At 45.9% G+C, this 15,521-nt stretch carries 12 protein-coding genes; 6 read left to right on the top strand and 6 right to left on the bottom strand.

Annotated elements, in window-relative coordinates:
- Positions 1–16: 16 nt before the first annotated feature.
- A complete protein-coding gene (locus NC994_RS13645; protein WP_199299542.1) occupies positions 17–1,171 on the bottom strand; it encodes a polysaccharide deacetylase family protein in 1,155 nt (384 codons plus the stop codon).
- A gap of 368 nt (positions 1,172–1,539) precedes the next feature.
- On the opposite strand from NC994_RS13645, the gene NC994_RS13650 reads away from it, so the two are divergent.
- Both NC994_RS13650 and NC994_RS13655 read left to right on the top strand, forming a co-directional pair.
- Positions 1,540–2,286 carry a dienelactone hydrolase family protein gene (locus tag NC994_RS13650; protein ID WP_190434167.1) on the top strand — a complete coding sequence of 249 codons (747 nt, stop codon included), beginning with the start codon at positions 1,540–1,542 and terminating at the stop codon, positions 2,284–2,286.
- Positions 2,287–2,348: 62 nt separating this feature from the next.
- Positions 2,349–3,251, top strand: a complete 903-nt coding sequence (locus NC994_RS13655) for a S1 RNA-binding domain-containing protein (RefSeq protein WP_190434169.1) — start codon at positions 2,349–2,351, stop codon at positions 3,249–3,251.
- Here NC994_RS13655 and NC994_RS13660 read toward each other — a convergent pair.
- Genes NC994_RS13660 through NC994_RS13670 form a run of 3 tightly spaced genes read right to left on the bottom strand, consistent with a single transcriptional unit; the run spans position 3,241 to position 8,062 of the window.
- On the bottom strand, positions 3,241–3,366 hold the full coding sequence (locus NC994_RS13660; protein ID WP_277879678.1) for a hypothetical protein: 126 nt from the start codon (positions 3,364–3,366) through the stop codon (positions 3,241–3,243). The genes NC994_RS13655 and NC994_RS13660 overlap by 11 nt on opposite strands.
- The gene (locus NC994_RS13665; RefSeq protein ID WP_190434210.1) at positions 3,363–4,337 is read right to left on the bottom strand and encodes a WD40 repeat domain-containing protein; all 975 of its coding nucleotides are present in this window, start codon (positions 4,335–4,337) and stop codon (positions 3,363–3,365) included. Before NC994_RS13665 ends, NC994_RS13660 begins: the two co-directional genes overlap by 4 nt.
- Positions 4,338–4,345: 8 nt before the next feature.
- On the bottom strand, positions 4,346–8,062 hold the full coding sequence (locus NC994_RS13670; protein ID WP_242030450.1) for a HEAT repeat domain-containing protein: 3,717 nt from the start codon (positions 8,060–8,062) through the stop codon (positions 4,346–4,348).
- A gap of 114 nt (positions 8,063–8,176) precedes the next feature.
- Between NC994_RS13670 and NC994_RS13675 the strand changes: the two genes are divergently transcribed.
- The 3 genes from NC994_RS13675 to NC994_RS13685 all read left to right on the top strand — a co-directional run bounded on the left by NC994_RS13675 (position 8,177) and on the right by NC994_RS13685 (position 10,891).
- Positions 8,177–8,674 carry a hypothetical protein gene (locus tag NC994_RS13675; protein ID WP_190434170.1) on the top strand — a complete coding sequence of 166 codons (498 nt, stop codon included), beginning with the start codon at positions 8,177–8,179 and terminating at the stop codon, positions 8,672–8,674.
- Positions 8,675–8,727: 53 nt separating this feature from the next.
- Complete coding sequence (locus tag NC994_RS13680) at positions 8,728–9,333, top strand: glutathione S-transferase family protein (RefSeq protein ID WP_190434172.1); 606 nt, start codon at positions 8,728–8,730, stop codon at positions 9,331–9,333.
- A 274-nt stretch (positions 9,334–9,607) separates the two neighbouring features.
- Entirely contained in the window at positions 9,608–10,891 is a 1,284-nt protein-coding gene (locus NC994_RS13685) for a S41 family peptidase (RefSeq protein ID WP_190434181.1), read from the top strand.
- A gap of 45 nt (positions 10,892–10,936) precedes the next feature.
- On the opposite strand, the gene NC994_RS13690 is transcribed toward NC994_RS13685, so the two are convergent.
- Together NC994_RS13690 and NC994_RS13695 are read right to left on the bottom strand one after the other, a co-directional pair.
- A complete protein-coding gene (locus NC994_RS13690) occupies positions 10,937–11,800 on the bottom strand; it encodes a fructosamine kinase family protein (protein WP_190434183.1) in 864 nt (287 codons plus the stop codon).
- A 102-nt stretch (positions 11,801–11,902) separates the two neighbouring features.
- Complete coding sequence (locus tag NC994_RS13695) at positions 11,903–13,201, bottom strand: pitrilysin family protein (RefSeq protein WP_190434184.1); 1,299 nt, start codon at positions 13,199–13,201, stop codon at positions 11,903–11,905.
- Between the two features lie 615 nt (positions 13,202–13,816).
- On the opposite strand from NC994_RS13695, the gene NC994_RS13700 reads away from it, so the two are divergent.
- Positions 13,817–15,496 carry an ATP-binding protein gene (locus NC994_RS13700; protein WP_190667383.1) on the top strand — a complete coding sequence of 560 codons (1,680 nt, stop codon included), beginning with the start codon at positions 13,817–13,819 and terminating at the stop codon, positions 15,494–15,496.
- Positions 15,497–15,521 lie beyond the last annotated feature (25 nt).

Below are 15,521 nucleotides of genomic sequence, written 5' to 3' on the forward strand. Positions count from 1 at the left end.
AAAGTCTAAAACGCTCTCAGCCAGGGAAATAATTTTCGGGTTGTTCTCCGGGTGAATGCGGAATTTCCTCCAATCCAAGGGGAATCTGTGTTTCTGCTTCCCCGCTAGAGACGGAATCAGTAGGGTCTGTTGTCTCTTGCCTCTTTAGTAGTTCCGGCAAGGTGACAAACTGATATCCCTGCTTTTTGAGTTTTTCTACGATCTGGGGTAAAGCTTGAACGGTTGTCGAATGGTTACCGCCACCATCATGCATCAGCACAATAGAGCCGGGGAAGGCACTCTTGAGAATGTTTTTGACCAATTTGGGCGCGGTGAGGCGGTGGCGGCGACTGTCCGCTGAGTTAATCGACCACATCATCACGGCGTAGTTGTTCTTTTGGGCGTAAGCCGCTAACCCATTTTGCAAGTTGCCGCCGGGAGGGCGGAAGTAAGCGGTTGTGACTCCGGTTGTCTTGTAGATGAGTGCGGCTGTATCATCTATTTCCTTTGCCGCCGTAGCCTCGTCCATCTGACGATACAAGTGATGCCAGGTATGGTTGCCAATGGCGTGACCTTCAGCAACCACTCGTCGCGCTACGGCTGGATAACTTTGCAGTTGCTCTCCTACCCAAAAAAATGTGGCTTTGATGCCGTTTTTCTGGAGGATGTCCAGCACTTGCAATGTCGTTTCCCCCCAAGGGCCATCATCAAAGGTGAGGGCGATGACTTTTCTCTGATTCTTCAGCTTTACCTGATAAATGGTTTTTCCCCGATACTCGGTAGGCACTGGGAAGGTTTTTTCGGCTGCGGGTGAGAGAGCGATCGCTGAAGGTGTTGTTTCACTCGGTAGATTTTCCGGTTCGACAATGGGGAGTGTCTGCTGGACTGGGATAGATGGTGTGATCGCCCATACACTTGGCGATGGAGAAGCCTCTGCCGTGTCAGCGATCGCGCTACTCGCTGGCGGTATTATTTCCCTCGGTGGCGAATTTTCGGGTTTGACACTGGGGAGTTGTTGAGCTTCCGGCTTGTCCTGACGAACCTCTATCGCAAACTGATGCTGAGGGGAAGTTTGAGGTGACGGCTCGATGATTTTATTGACGATGAGGGCCGTTAAGGTAACGATAGCGATGAAGGTAAGTTGCCGAGTGAATAATGCGGTCGGTTTTTCTTTTTCTCTCCAGTCTGCCAAGGTTGAACTCCTTCCCTTAGTCCTTAGATAATTTTTGAGTTTTTAATGATTACAAAAAACAGCTATCATTCTTGACTCATTTAACCAAAAATCCCTTTTCTCGACAGTCAGCAACTCTTCAATAACCGCACAAAACTACACAATAAAACTAGCTGGTATTACAAATTATTTAAAAATTGGAATATTTTAAATAAAAAAGTTATGGTTTGATTCATATAAATTTTCTTCATAAAAAAATGCGATAATTTGTGCAGCACTGTCATGAACTTTTAAATACTTTATTCCTGTAAAAAATAGGGTAATTTGCTGGTAGACAAAATAGTAGCACTATCTGCTAAAAAAACAGCAGAGGACAGAGAAGAATTATCATGACAGATAGCAAGATTCGGGCAAAAAACCTCAAAATTGCCAATGGCGATCTAGAAATTGCGGCTTACCTGGCAATGCCGGAAGGGGAGGGGCCTTTTCCAGGCATGGTGGTGTTGCAGGAAATTTTTGGAGTGAATGCCCACATCCGGGAGGTAACAGAACGAATTGCCAAAGAAGGCTATGTAGCGATCGCGCCAGCAATCTTTCAACGCCAAGCACCGGGTTTTGAAACCGGCTACACTCCGGAAGACATTCAAATTGGCAGACAGTACAAGGATCAAACCCAAGCCTCAGAACTACTCGGCGATATCCAGGCGGCAATTAATTACCTCAAAACCCTGCCCGAAGTCAAACCTATCTTTGGCTGCATCGGCTTCTGCTTTGGGGGTCACGTTGCTTACCTCGCCGCGACTTTACCCGATATCAAAGCCACAGCCTCATTCTACGGTGCTGGCGTTGCTACGAACACTCCCGGCGGCGGCGAACCGACAGTAACGCGGACAAAAGACATCAAAGGCACGCTTTACGCCTTTTTCGGCATGGAGGACGCCAGCATCCCCGCCGAACAGGTAGATCAAATTGAAGTGGAGCTAGAGAAACACCACATTCCCCATCGTGTCTTCCGCTACGATGGAGCTGACCACGGGTTTTTCTGTGACCATCGCGCCAGTTACAATGACACCACAGCCGCCGATGCCTGGAAGCAGGTAAAACAGCTGTTTGAACAAGAACTTCAAGCGGCATAATTTTTTCCCACACTAGCAATCAGCGAGTTGGGAATTACTTTTTTTCAATCAACTAAGTTGTCATGAATTCCAAATCGACCTCTTCTCAAGATGCAAAATCGTCATTTTCTATGGACGATTTTGCCAAAGCTCTCGAACAACACGACTACCAATTTCACAAGGGGCAAGTCGTGCGCGGTAAAGTGGAAACCCACGAAAGTGATGGTGCCTATGTAGACATTGGCGGCAAGTCTTTGGCTTTTTTACCTGTTGATGAGGCGTCGTTGAGACGGGTAACAGATTTATCCATTGTGCTGCCGTTGCAGGAAGAACGGGATTTCCTGATTATCCGAGAGCAAGATGCAGATGGTCAGGTGACGCTTTCAGTGCGGCAGATGGAGATCAAGCAGGCATGGGATAACCTGGCTGATATGCAGGAAGCGAATCAAACAGTGCAAGCCCGTGTCACTGGCATCAATAAGGGGGGCGTTACGGTAGAAGTGCAAGGGTTGCGGGGGTTTATTCCGCGATCGCACTTGGTGGAACGCGATAACCTGGAGTCCCTGGTTGGTGAAAAGCTAACTGCTAGTTTTTTGGAAGTTTCTGCTGACACTAACAAACTGGTGCTTTCTCAACGGCAAGCGACTCGTTCTGTTGCCATCACTCAGATAGAAGTTGGGCAGTTAGTGGAAGGGAAAATTACTGGTGTGAAGCCCTTCGGTGTGTTTGTAGATTTGGATGGAATTACTGGTTTGCTGCATATTAAGCAAGTAAGCCAAACTTACATCGAATCTCTCGCATCATTGTTTCAGGTGGGTCAAGTAATCAAAGCACTGATTGTTGATATCGATGAAGGTAAAGGTCGGGTTTCTTTGTCTACCAGAGTCTTAGAAAATCATCCAGGAGAAGTGCTGGAAAATATGGCTGAGGTAATGGAATCAGCTGAAGCGCGTTCTGAACGGGCAAGGAAAAATCTCACCCGATAGGTGTTAGGAAGAGAGTTTGCGATCGCACTTGGTAATAAAGAGTGCGATCGCTTTTGATTTGAAGGATGCGATCGCTCCCTCTGAAATCTATGCTGATGTAGTCACTCAACCTCATCGCCAAATCTTGATTGTCATATCCGCACTGGCACTGACTAAAGTTTGCCCATCACAGCTAAATGCAACAGAATAAACTTTGTCTGAATGCCCCGTAAGGACGTACAACAGTTCTTCAGTATGTAAATTCCAAATCCTGATTGTCTTGTCAGCGCTGCCGCTGGCAAGAATCTGTCCATTGGGACTGATGGCTACTGAATAAATTTCATCGGAATGCCCGGTGAAAATGCTTCTCAGTTCTCCCTTATTCATACGCCACAGCTTGACTGTCTTGTCTCTACCGCAGCTAGCGAGGATTTTTCCATCGGGACTTATAGCCACACTGAGAACCTCATGACCCTCGCTGAAAAAGGCTTGAATCACACCTAACCAATTTGAAGACCCATTGAGGGTGCTTTTCAGTTCCCTAGTACGCAGATGCCACAGCTTAATGGTACCGTCCCAGCTACCACTGGCAAGAGTGCGCCCATCGGGGCTGAAGGCTACAGACCAAGCCGCCCAAGAATGCCCTTTGAAAGTGTGCAATAGTTCACCAGTAGGCGGTTGCCACAGCTTAATGCTGCTGTCATTGTGGCTACTGGCGAGAAGTCGCCCATCGGGGCTGAAGGCTACAGACCAAACTGACAAAGTTATGACTGAACCCTGCTGGAGGGTGCGAGTTAATCTCCCGGTACTGAGATGCCATAGCTTGATAGTGCTGTCCGGATATGCGCTGGCACTGGCGAGGGTTTGCCCATCTGGGCTGAAGGTAAGAGAAGTAACTGTGCCTGAGTGTCCAGTAAGGGTATCGATTAGCTCCCCTGTATTCAAACGCCACAACTTGATTGTCGTGTCAAAACTTCCGGTGGCGAGAATCTGATTGTCCGGACTAATGGCAACTGACCTAACTGCGTCTCTATGTCCAGTAAGGGTGTGTATGCAGCTCCATGTATTCTTATATAAGCCTACTATCGCGGTGCCAGAAGACGACAGTAGGCTCTCTAAGGGTTTGCGGTTAGCTCAATTTCGTAGTAAGGCAAGGGGTTTTGTCCGACATCTTGGAGCCAACGAGCGTCAGGTTTCCAGGTTCCGTTAGGTTCTTCGCGACGACGGGTATTAACTTTTAGTTTGTTACCTTCTAGCTGCAATAAATTGTATTGCCAAGGATAGGCAGTAACTAGCTCTTGAGGTCGTGCGCCAAAGGTGCCAGCAGAAACAATATCAAGTTTACGCCCAGTAGAATTGGAAGCATGATCGTAGCGGTATAAATCATTTTTGGCTGTGTGGATATGTCCATGAAGGGCAAAGCGGAAGCCTGCTTGTGCTAACCGCTCCATAAAACCAGAATCTTTGATCCGATCTTCACCAGAACTGTTTAGGGGATGATGCCAAACTGCTATCTTCAGGCAGTCTTTGTAGAATTCTTCCTTATCCCGAATCTCGTTAAGAGCGTTAGTAATAGCATTGGGATTAATGTTGGCATCGATTTTTTGGAAGCGATCCAGTTTCCAAGCAGAATTTAGTCCCAAAAATAACAGTTTTTGCTGTGGCAAGTGGTACAAAATCCCTTGATGTTCATATTCTAAGGGATAAGATTGGCCTTTGATAGCTTGATAGAAGTTTCTGAAGTTGTCAAATCGCCGTTGGTGTACCGCCTGATTCCTTTTTGGTATGTCGTTTTCGTAAGAGTAAGCTTGGTCTCCGAGTTCCCAGTTGAGGTCATGGTTGCCGGGAACGATAATAATTTGTGATGGTCTGAGCTGGAACTCTCCCGAAAGTCGGCTTACGAACTTTTCAGCAGCATTGTATTCTGCTTCTGTGGAAAAGTGTGCAATGTCACCGGAGAGGATAAGAGCATCAAGGCGATCGCAATTCAATTCTAATTTCAGATCCGCAGCTAGTGTGCTGTACCAATTATTAGCGTTCTCAGTTGTGCCAAAGTGCAAATCGGAGAGATGGAGAATGTACATTACGGAGATATAAATAGGTTGTGCTGGTGGGATATTTGGTTCGGTGAGGATGTAGTTGTAGTATCCAGAACGCTCTTGAATTGCAGAAATTGTATCAAGCAAATAGCCCGCTTTAGGTTGTTGAAGAAGCCCAGATAGAGAAGGCAGCAAATTAGAGTTAGAGATTTTTCCTAATGCCTCAGCTGCCGTCCTACTAACATAATCATCTTCATCTTTTACAGCTTTGAGCAGTGGTCCTACAGCTAATTCATTGCCAATATTTCCTAACGTTTCAGCCGCTACTATACGAACAGCATAATCTTTATCTGTTAAAGCTTCAAGCAGTGGAGGGACAACCGCTTCATTGCCGATGTTCCCTAACGCCTTAGCCGCCGCCTTGCGAACAGCATTATCTTCATCTTTTAAAGCTTCAAGCAGTGGCGGGACAGCCGCTTCATTGCCAATGTTCCCTAATGTCTTAGCCGCTGCCTTGCGAACAGCATAGTCTTCATCTTTTAAAGCTTCAAGCAGCAGTGGGACAGATGCTTCATTACGGATGTTTCCTAACGCCTCCTCCGCCGCCCAACATACAGCATAGTCTTCATCTTTTAAAGCTTCAAGAAGCGGCACGACAACTGCTTCATTGTCGATATTTCCTAACGCCTTAGCCGCAGACTTACGAACAGCATTATCTTCATTTTTTAAATTTTCAACCAATGGCACAATAGCGACTTTATTGGGTGTATTTTCTAATGCATTAGGCTTTATTCTACAAACATTAACATCTTCATCTTTTAAATCTTTAAGCAGCGGCGCGACAGCGACTTCATTGCCGATGCTTCCTAATGCCTTAGCCGCCGCTTTACGAACAGCATTATCTTCATCTTTTAAAGCTTCAGACAGCGCCGCGATAGCGACTTTATTGGGTGTATTTCCTAATGCCTCAGTCGCAATTATACGAATATTAACATCTTTATCTGTCAAAGCTTCAAGCAATGCAGGAATAACCGCTTCATTATCGATACTTCCTAGCACCTTAGTTGCTACAGACCGAATATAATTTTTCTCAGTTTTTAAAGCTTTAACCAGTAGCACAATAGCCCCTTCATCGCTGATATTCTCTAAGACTTCAGCCGCTGTAAATCTAACCAAAAGTTCTTCATTTTTCAAAATTTGCAGCAGTGCGGAAACCGCTTCTGTATTGTTAATTTTTCTTAATTTTTCAATCGCCTGCCAACGAAGATTAAAATCCTTTTTCAAAGCTTTCCGCAGTGGCGAAATCGCATTATCAGAACGTGTTATACCCAAAAGCTTAACTCTAAGTTCTTCAGGAATTTCTAGCCCAGATACTAATGCAACCGTTTGCTCCTGCCATTGTGGTTTTACCGACCCCGCCAACCTTGCTCCCAGCCTCAAATCCACCTCTAAGGCTAACTTGACCACTCGCACCGCCTGCGCCTCATCCTCCACCAATTCCAGCATCAGTGCTAGGGGTTCTGTCCAATTCAGATAATTCAGATACTCTCGTTTTAATTCGTCATCGCCCAGACTCGGTAACAGCTTCAGCAGACTTTCTGCTGTGTAATATTCCTGAATCAGTTGGTGCCGAAATTCAATTTGGTCGCCTGCCCCTAGTTGAATCAAGTGATGGTTGAGTAAATCTTTGAGCCAACAGAGGGCGCAATCCTCTGGATGAGCCACCCTACCTGCTAAAAATTCCGTCAGCACCGCTTCTGCTTTCTGCCTGGGAATGGCAACTTGCAACTCAGTCTTCTCTTCCCCAGAAGTCATCACCCAGGCTAACTGTTCCAACAGCCGATGCCACCAACGGCGAGACTCCTCAGAAATTGGGATATCCTGTTTGAGTTTGCGGTCATAGCTTAATGCGAACTGGCGAAACACCAAACCCAGATTCGGCGGCACCTTCCCCATCGCCCGAAACAAGGAACACAGCATCCACAACAGCAGTGGCGTTTGCCCAAACTCCCGCAAGCGACTCCCCAACTGCCTCAACATTTGCTCCCCCTGCTGTGGCAGATAGGCGCGGACAAACTGCTGCATTTGCGTTTCACTTAGGGGTTGCATATCCAGCTTCTTGGCAATGTCCAAGTCGCCCCCCACCCCTAAATCCCGCGTGGTGAAAATCATCGGCGTGGCAGCATTCGTCTGGCGAAAAGCCTTCAAATCCCGCCTAGCAGCTTCCGAGGGCAATTCATTAATGCCATCCACCAGCAGCAAAAATCGCTTCTCGAACAGCAGCCTTTCAATCTCGGAAGTGTTGAGAAACAATCCATGCTGTTTCAAGAAGTCCCGAATCAAGTCTAGGACGGAGGTTTGGTAGTAGCGCAATTCTACCAACACAGGGATGCGCGAATCCGCCAGGGAATTAATTTCCCGGCTGGCTTGGGCTTCTTCCAGCAACAACCGCGCCAGTGCCGTTGATTTCCCGGAACCGGGACGCCCCACCAACAACACATGATCTGCGGCATATTTCCGCAACCCTTCCAGCACCCCCAAACGCTCAGTTTTCTGCTTTGTTTCGCCCGGTTGTTCCTTGGCAGGTTGCACCGTCTCCACCATAAAATCAAACAGTGGCGCTGATTTCTCCTCAACTCGCTGGCGTCCGACTACATCGGTCAGCGTGTAGACTTTCCTCCATCGGGCGTATTGATTGCAGAGGGCTTCTAGGTATGGCTTCCAGTCGATCATGCTGTGTGAAATATAGCCAGGTTGAGGAGGTAGCGATCGCCCCGATTCGCCTTTAATCAATTCCCAGGTTTAAACTCTTGGCAAGGATAAGGCACAATCAAAAAGTCCTAGTGTCAGCCACCCGTGGCGTCATGTCTTGATTTATCTTAATCTCAGTATCCTCTGACCTGCCCAATGTCTAACCCACCACCCGCCGACTCTCAACCCCAGCCACCGAATACATCAGAATTAGAACTACTCAAACAGGAATACTTTTTTCTACAAAACACGATTGAAGACTACAACAAGCAAATCTGGACGATCAAAGCCCTTGGTATCGGTGGCACTGGGGCTGTTTTAGGTTTGATGCTACAGCACAAATCAAGCGTAGTTCCTTTAATTGGTTGTGCCATTCCCCTATTTTTCTGGATTCTCGAAAGTCAGTGGAAACACTTTCAACGCGGCTTTTATCCTCGCGTCACGGAGATTGAAACTATCCTAAGCAACGATTATCATCTCCGTAGCCCTGCGATTTTTGGCGGCTGGGCGCGTGCCTTTAAGCGTACACCCGCCCCAAAACGTCAAGGTTATCTGTGGGATGGTTTGCTCAATCGCAGCGTTTTTATCAGTTATCTACTGGAAATTATATTTTTGTTGCTGCTAGCTGCGATCGCGCCTCGTCTCTGGAAATAACCCGCAAGCGATCGCGTCCCGAAATCTACTATTGAAGTAGTTTAGGTATAAATATGCTCAAATTGTATCAATTTTTCTGTTCTGGAAATTGCTATAAAATTCGTCTTTTATTGACTCAACTGGAAATCCCCTTTGAGAGTATAGAACTGAATATTCTCAAAGGCGAAACTCGGACTCCAGAATTTTTAAGTAAAAATCCCAATGGGCGAATTCCAGTATTGGAAACCGAATCCGGTCAATTTCTGGCGGAATCTAACGCAATTCTTTTTTATCTGAGCGAAGGAACTGATTTTTTGCCAAACGACCGTTTTGAACGCGCAAAAGTATTGCAATGGTTATTCTTTGAGCAGTATAGCCATGAGCCTTATATTGCTACTTCCCGATTTTGGATTTCTATCCTTGGCAAGCCGGAAGAATATAAGGAGGCACTTAATCAAAAGCGCGAACCCGGTTATGCAGCGCTAACGGTTATGGAAAAACATTTAACAAATTGTAATTTTTTTGTGGGAGAACGCTATTCGATTGCTGATATTGGGTTGTTTGCTTACACTCATGTGGCGGATGAAGGGGGATTTGATTTAACAAGATTTCCAGCAATCCAAGATTGGATAGAACGAGTTAAAGCTCAGCCTCAGCACATTAGTATCACGCAATTATAATAGAGTTTGGTATGGGGATCTCGGATACGCGATCGCTTCCTTTGCATCCCGTAATTCAGGTAACTGTACCTAAATAAATTTATCTGTAAAAGTATTGATTAGCACCTATCCTACAACATCTAGTAATAAATTTGAAACCCGCCTACGCGGGTTTTGTCTGTGTAGGCGCGGTTTCTAACCGCCAGCATATATTTGTAAAAATGGGATGGTTTCCACCCTGCTTTAAGTGGCTGATAAGCTATACTGGCTGAAGTTAACTTTAAATATTAAAACAATGATAAAAATTAAAAAACTTAACCGCTTTTTGGCTAATTTAAGCATTAGCGTTTTAGTTATTCTTACCTTATCTTTTTTCCTCATACCCGTTAGTTCAAAACTTCAAGAGTCACCGATATTAGCTGTATTTGAAGAAGTTTGGCAAACAGTCAATGACAACTTTTTTGACCCAAAGTTTAATGGGGTTGACTGGAAAGCCATGCGAGAGAAGTATAAACCTTCAGTCAAACAGGCAAAATCTATTGATGAAGCATCCGTTGTCATCAATCAAATGCTAGCTGAGTTGCGTACTTCTCATATAGGCTTTTATCCGAAGTCACAACCCGCTTACTACCAACTTTTGGGTATATTTAATCAAGGTCATTTCTTAGAAAAAATACAAAAGTTATTTCCCAAAGGCTTAGAGTACACCGGAATTGGAGCTTTCACTAAAGAGATCGATGGGAAGACCTTTATCACTGCTATTCTTGATAACAGTTCTGCTGCTCAAGCGGGACTCAAAGTAGGCGACCAAATATTAGCAGTTGATGGCAATCCGTATCAGCCAATCGAATCTTTTGTTAATAAGGCAGGGAAACAAGTCAGTATATCGATTCAACGAACTCCCGATGCAAACAGCAATAAGAATGTAACTGTAGTTCCAAAAATAATAAAACCTACTACAGTTTTCTTGGATGCAATGCGGTCGAGTATCGAAATAATCGAAAGCAATGGGAGAAAACTAGGTTATGTCCATATCTGGTCGTATGCTGGCGATCAATATCAGGAATTACTGGAAGAAGAAATTGCTTATGGACGCCTTAAAGATGCGGATGGGTTAGTTTTAGACTTAAGAGATGGCTGGGGTGGAGCTACTCCGAATTATCTAAGTATTTTTTCCAAAAAAGTTCCAGTATTAACCCAAATTCCCAGAGATGGGATAAAAACCACCTTAGATTATCAATGGAGAAAACCCGTTGTGATGCTGGTGAATAAGGGAACCAGAAGCGGGAAAGAAATTTTAGCTTATGGTTTTGAGCAGTATGGAATTGGAAAAGTCGTTGGGAGTCAAACAGCAGGCGCAGTTGTTGCGGCTCGTCCTTTCTTGCTCAAAGATGGAAACCTTCTTTATCTTGCGGTTGTTGATATCTACGTGAATGGAGAACGCTTAGAAGGTAAGGGAGTGAAACCCGATATTGAAGTGCCGTTTCAGTTAGAATATGCTCAAGGAAAAGACCCTCAAAAAGCGAAAGCTGTAGAGGTTCTGGCTGAATCTGTTAAGAATCAGAATCGAGGGGCATAATTGCATTGTTAACTTCTTGTAGAGACGCAATTAATCGTGTCTTTACTATCTCAAAATACGCTCAATCATCCCATTGGCTTGCGAACTATAGCCGCCGCCAAACAAATTAAAGTGGTTGAGGATGTGATAGAGATTGTAGAGGGTTTTCCGACGCTCGTAGCCTGGATCTAGAGGAAATACTTCGTTATAGCCGCGATAAAAGGCTGCGGGGAAGCCACCGAAAAGTTCTGTCATGGCGATATCAACCTCGCGATCGCCATAATACGCCGCCGGATCGAAAATGAGGGGTTCTCCCGATGCCGTAAAGCCTGCATTTCCCCCCCACAAATCGCCGTGAACTAGAGATGGTTGAGGATGATAATCCGCTAGCAGTTTGGGAATTGCTGCCAGCAATTGCTCCTGTTGGGGAAAATGACCGCCGCGACGCTTTGCTAGCTGAAACTGATAGCCGAGACGATGCTTGGCATAGAATTCCGCCCAATCTGCTGTCCAAGTGTTGATTTGTGGCGTGGAACCAATCGTGTTATTTCTGTCCCAGCCGAAGGCGTCTTTTCCAGCGCATTTGTGCATCGCCGCTAACTTCCGTCCCATTTCTTCCCAAGAATGGGTGTCGCCGCGCCCCATTTCCAGCCACTCCAGTACGATATAGGCAGAATTCCCGCTGGTGCCCCAGCCAATCGGTTTTGGAACCCGAATCGTGTGAGTTTCCTGCATTTGCTGGAGTCCCAGCGCCTCCGCCTCAAACATATCAACCAAAGACGCTTGGTTGATTTTGATGAAGTAGGTGCGTTGCCCATCGCTGACAGCATAGCCTTGATTGATGCAACCACCACTCAGCGACTGCCGCTGCTGACTTTGAAACTTTTCACCCGTTAGGCGAGTAATTTGAGCGTCTATTTCAGTCCACATGGGAGAAATTTTAACCCAGAGTCATGCGAAGGTACGCGAAACAAGATTGACTTCTTTGCGTACCTTTGCGTTAACCTTTGCGTACCTTTGCGTTAAAAAAAACTAGCTAGCTGGCTTGATCGCAACCACACCATAAGCATCACAAGAGAGATACTGTTGAGCCGCTGATTGGAGATCCGCCGCTTCCAACGCTTGAATCCGAGCCGGATAATTCAAGGCTGGAGCCAAATCACCCATCATGGTTTGATAGTAGCCGTATAAGTTGGCGCGATCGCTCGGCGTTTCATTCCCAAAGACAAACCGATTCGCTACTTGCGTCCGGAAACGAGAAATCTCTGCCTCACTCGCGGGTTCTGTCTGGAGGGTGCGAAGATGAGCAAGAATCGCCGCTTCTACCTCTGCCAAATTCTCTACCGGCAACTGCGCGCCAATATAGAAGACACCTTGATGCCGATGGCTCATATTGCTCACCCCAATATTCGTCACCAGGTGCCTGTCTTCCCGCAAATCTCGGAACAGCCGCGACATCCGACCTTGTCCCAGAATCACGCTCAACACATCCAGCGCGTAAGTATCGGATAAGTGCGTCATTCCAGGCACTCGCCACATCATCACTAACCGCGCTTGCTGCAAGCTTTCATCAACATACTCGCGGCGGACAATTTCCCTAAAAGCAGGTTCGGGAGTGAGGGTTGAAGCGATCGCTTCTTGAGTTTTGACTTCTGGCTCTTGAGTGCTGACGCCTATCTCCGTCAATCCCGCTGCCACAATTTCAATTAATTCCTCAACCGGCAAATTGCCCACAACTGCCGCTGTTATCGATTTGGGTTGATACTGACTGGCGTGGAAATCGCGCATCTGTTGCGCCGTCAGATGCTCAATTACCGCTGCTGGCCCAAGTACCTGACGCCGGTAAGGCAGGGTGTCAAATGCCACCTCCATCGCCCGCTGATAAGTCCGGCGGCGGGGATTATCTTCCGAGCGGCGAATTTCTTCTAAAACGACCAATCGCTCTCTTTGAAAGGCATCCTCTGGAATGCTGGGATTTAGGACTACATCTAGTTGCAATGGTGCCAAATGGGCAAAATCTTTGGGAGCTGTTGTGATGTAGTAGTGGGTATAGTCCTGACTGGTGGCTGCGTTTGTTACGGCACCCCGCTCTTCAATCAGTCGCTCGAATTCTCCACTGTTGAGCCTTGGCGTCCCCTTAAACACCATGTGTTCTAGAAAGTGAGCCATGCCGTTGATGGGGTCTGGCTCATCGGATGAGCCGACATTTATCCACACGTTTAGGTTAACGGCTTCGACGGGCATCTGCTCCGCCACAATCGTTAAACCGTTAGGCAGGCGGTGGAGAGTAGGGGCGTTGAGTGGCGTAGATTTGAGCAGAGTTGAGGTCATGTGTTCTTCGGCGCTGGACTATTTCTCCTTTTATCTTACTCAGTCTGCACCTGTCTCCTCAGCCAGCTCCCCAGCATTGCGCGATCGCTCTCTAGATGTTTTTAAAAAGTTGCCCGCTCCTTTCGCCTTTAACACATATTTCCTTTCCGTGCCATTTTTTCAAGTTAATTAAGAAAGTCAATCATTCTTTAAAATTTGCCTTATTGATTAAAATTTGTTTATTTATGTATTGGGAAATACCTTGATTATGAAAGATTTATTTTAAATTTTTAAAAGCTCGAAAGAAACTCTGTATTTTTAGATAAATTTAAGAATTTTAGAGGCTTTATCAGTCTAGAGACAGATACTATGGCTTAGTCTGATAGACCAGACTAAAGCTTCATTTAACTGGAGTCAGTTGTACTCATGCTGAGTGGATTTTCAGGAAGTACAAACACCATCATTGCAGCTGGTTATTATACAACTGCGTTTTTGATTTATCGCGGTTTTCTTCGAGGGCAGCATCTACTCAGCAATCCATTAGTACTCGTAACTGTAGCAATCTTCTTGAGCTGTGCTATAGAACATTCAGTGCAGCTTTTAACATTAGTCTTTGGTGGGCAAAACGGCTCCCCAATGATACTGACAATTCAGGGAGGTATGGTTCCACTCATGGCTTTAGTCGCGGGAGCTTTCATTGCGCTAAGGCGTTATTTCTCGCTCCTAGTTGAAAATTTCCGAATCCAAAATAACACTAAAAATCAACTAGCTCAGGCTAAGGCTGAGTTGGAAAGAGCGAACGCCAATTTGGAAGTTTTGGCAGCTCGTGCTAAAAACTTATTGCAGACAAATCAACAATTAGAAAGGGAAATAATTGAACGCAAACAGGCACAAAAAGCAACGGCAAATACTCATAATTTATTGAATTCCATCGTAGAAAATCTGCCAGTTGGAATTTTTATTAAAGAAGTGAATGAATTGCGATTTGTATTCTGGAACAAAGCCAACGAGGAACTCACTGGTTATTCTCAGGAAGAAGCGTTAGGCAAGAACGACTATGGCATTTTCCCGCCAGAGCAAGCTGATTTCTTCACAAGTCGCGATCGCGAAGTGTTGGCATCTGGAAAGCTTCTGGACATTCTGGAAGAGCCAATCCAGACCAAGCATCAAGGTTTGAGAATTCTGCACACTAAAAAAATCCCGATTTTCGACGAATCGGGAATTCCCCAATATTTGTTGGGGATTTCTGAAGATATCACCGAGCGCAAGCAAGCGCTGGAGGCTTTAGGAGAATCGGAAACTGCACAAAGTAGCGCGATCGCAGTTCTGCAACAACAAGTAATCCAGATGAAAAAAGCGATGCAGACGCTGCAAAGCAGCCAATCCCAACTGGTTCAGAGCGAAAAAATGTCCAGTCTGGGGCAGTTAGTTGCGGGTGTTGCTCACGAAATCAATAATCCAGTCAGCTTTATTTACGGCAATCTCGCTTACGCAGATCAGTACACCCAAAATTTGCTGCACCTGCTACAACTCTACCAGCGTTATTATCCCGATCCAGTCCCAGAAATCGAAGCGTATAAGGAAAATATCGATCTGACTTTTGTCATAGAAGACCTATCGAAGATACTCTCTTCCATGAAGCTAGGAGCAGACCGCATTCGCCAGATTGTTCTGAGTTTGCGGAATTTTTCTCGGCTCGATCAAGCAGAAATGAAGGCGGTCGATATTCATGAAGGGTTAGATAGTACGCTGCTGATTTTACAGCATCGAATGAAAGCCAAAGGGGGAAATCAGGGAATTGAGCTGCTCAAAGAGTACGGCGATCTTCCGCTTGTGGAGTGTCATGCTGGACAGATGAACCAGGTGTTTATGAATATCCTCAACAATGCGATTGATGTTTTAGAGGCGTACAGCTATCAGCACTTAGCGATCGCAACCATCGAGAATTTGCATACGCACTCTCTTCAGTTAGGTCAAACTCCCCCCATTTCCAATACTCAAGTGCCAGTTGCTTCGATTAGAATTCGCACTGAGGTTGTCGAAATTGATGACTGTCCTCAGGTGGTGATTCGGATTCGAGATAATGGCTCTGGCATCCCCCCAGAGGCGATAACACGACTATTTGACCCTTTCTTCACCACGAAACCTGTTGGCAAGGGGACAGGCTTGGGTTTATCCATTAGCCATCAAATTGTGGTCGAGAAGCACGGCGGGGTTCTAACGTGTTCCTCAGAACCCGGAAAAGGAACAGAGTTTTACATTGAAATCCCGATTGTTCATCGTCGAGCGCGAACCTGTCAGGAAGCCGAAACTTAATGTAACGTAATATTAAGTCTCGGAA

Origin of the sequence: Trichocoleus sp. AS-A1 (genome assembly GCF_039962015.1) — a bacterium.
GTDB lineage: Bacteria > Cyanobacteriota > Cyanobacteriia > Cyanobacteriales > FACHB-T130 > FACHB-T130.

Bases quoted from the DNA above. Each gene is read 5' to 3' on its own strand.
- NC994_RS13650 (WP_190434167.1), top strand. From the start codon at position 1,540: ATGACAGATAGCAAGATTCGGGCAAAAAACCTCAAAATTGCCAATGGC.
- NC994_RS13655 (WP_190434169.1), top strand. From the start codon at position 2,349: ATGAATTCCAAATCGACCTCTTCTCAAGATGCAAAATCGTCATTTTCT.
- NC994_RS13660 (WP_277879678.1), bottom strand. From the start codon at position 3,366: ATGAGGTTGAGTGACTACATCAGCATAGATTTCAGAGGGAGCGATCGC.
- NC994_RS13675 (WP_190434170.1), top strand. From the start codon at position 8,177: ATGTCTAACCCACCACCCGCCGACTCTCAACCCCAGCCACCGAATACA.
- NC994_RS13680 (WP_190434172.1), top strand. From the start codon at position 8,728: ATGCTCAAATTGTATCAATTTTTCTGTTCTGGAAATTGCTATAAAATT.
- NC994_RS13685 (WP_190434181.1), top strand. From the start codon at position 9,608: ATGATAAAAATTAAAAAACTTAACCGCTTTTTGGCTAATTTAAGCATT.
- NC994_RS13690 (WP_190434183.1), bottom strand. From the start codon at position 11,800: ATGTGGACTGAAATAGACGCTCAAATTACTCGCCTAACGGGTGAAAAG.
- NC994_RS13695 (WP_190434184.1), bottom strand. From the start codon at position 13,201: ATGACCTCAACTCTGCTCAAATCTACGCCACTCAACGCCCCTACTCTC.
- NC994_RS13700 (WP_190667383.1), top strand. From the start codon at position 13,817: ATGATACTGACAATTCAGGGAGGTATGGTTCCACTCATGGCTTTAGTC.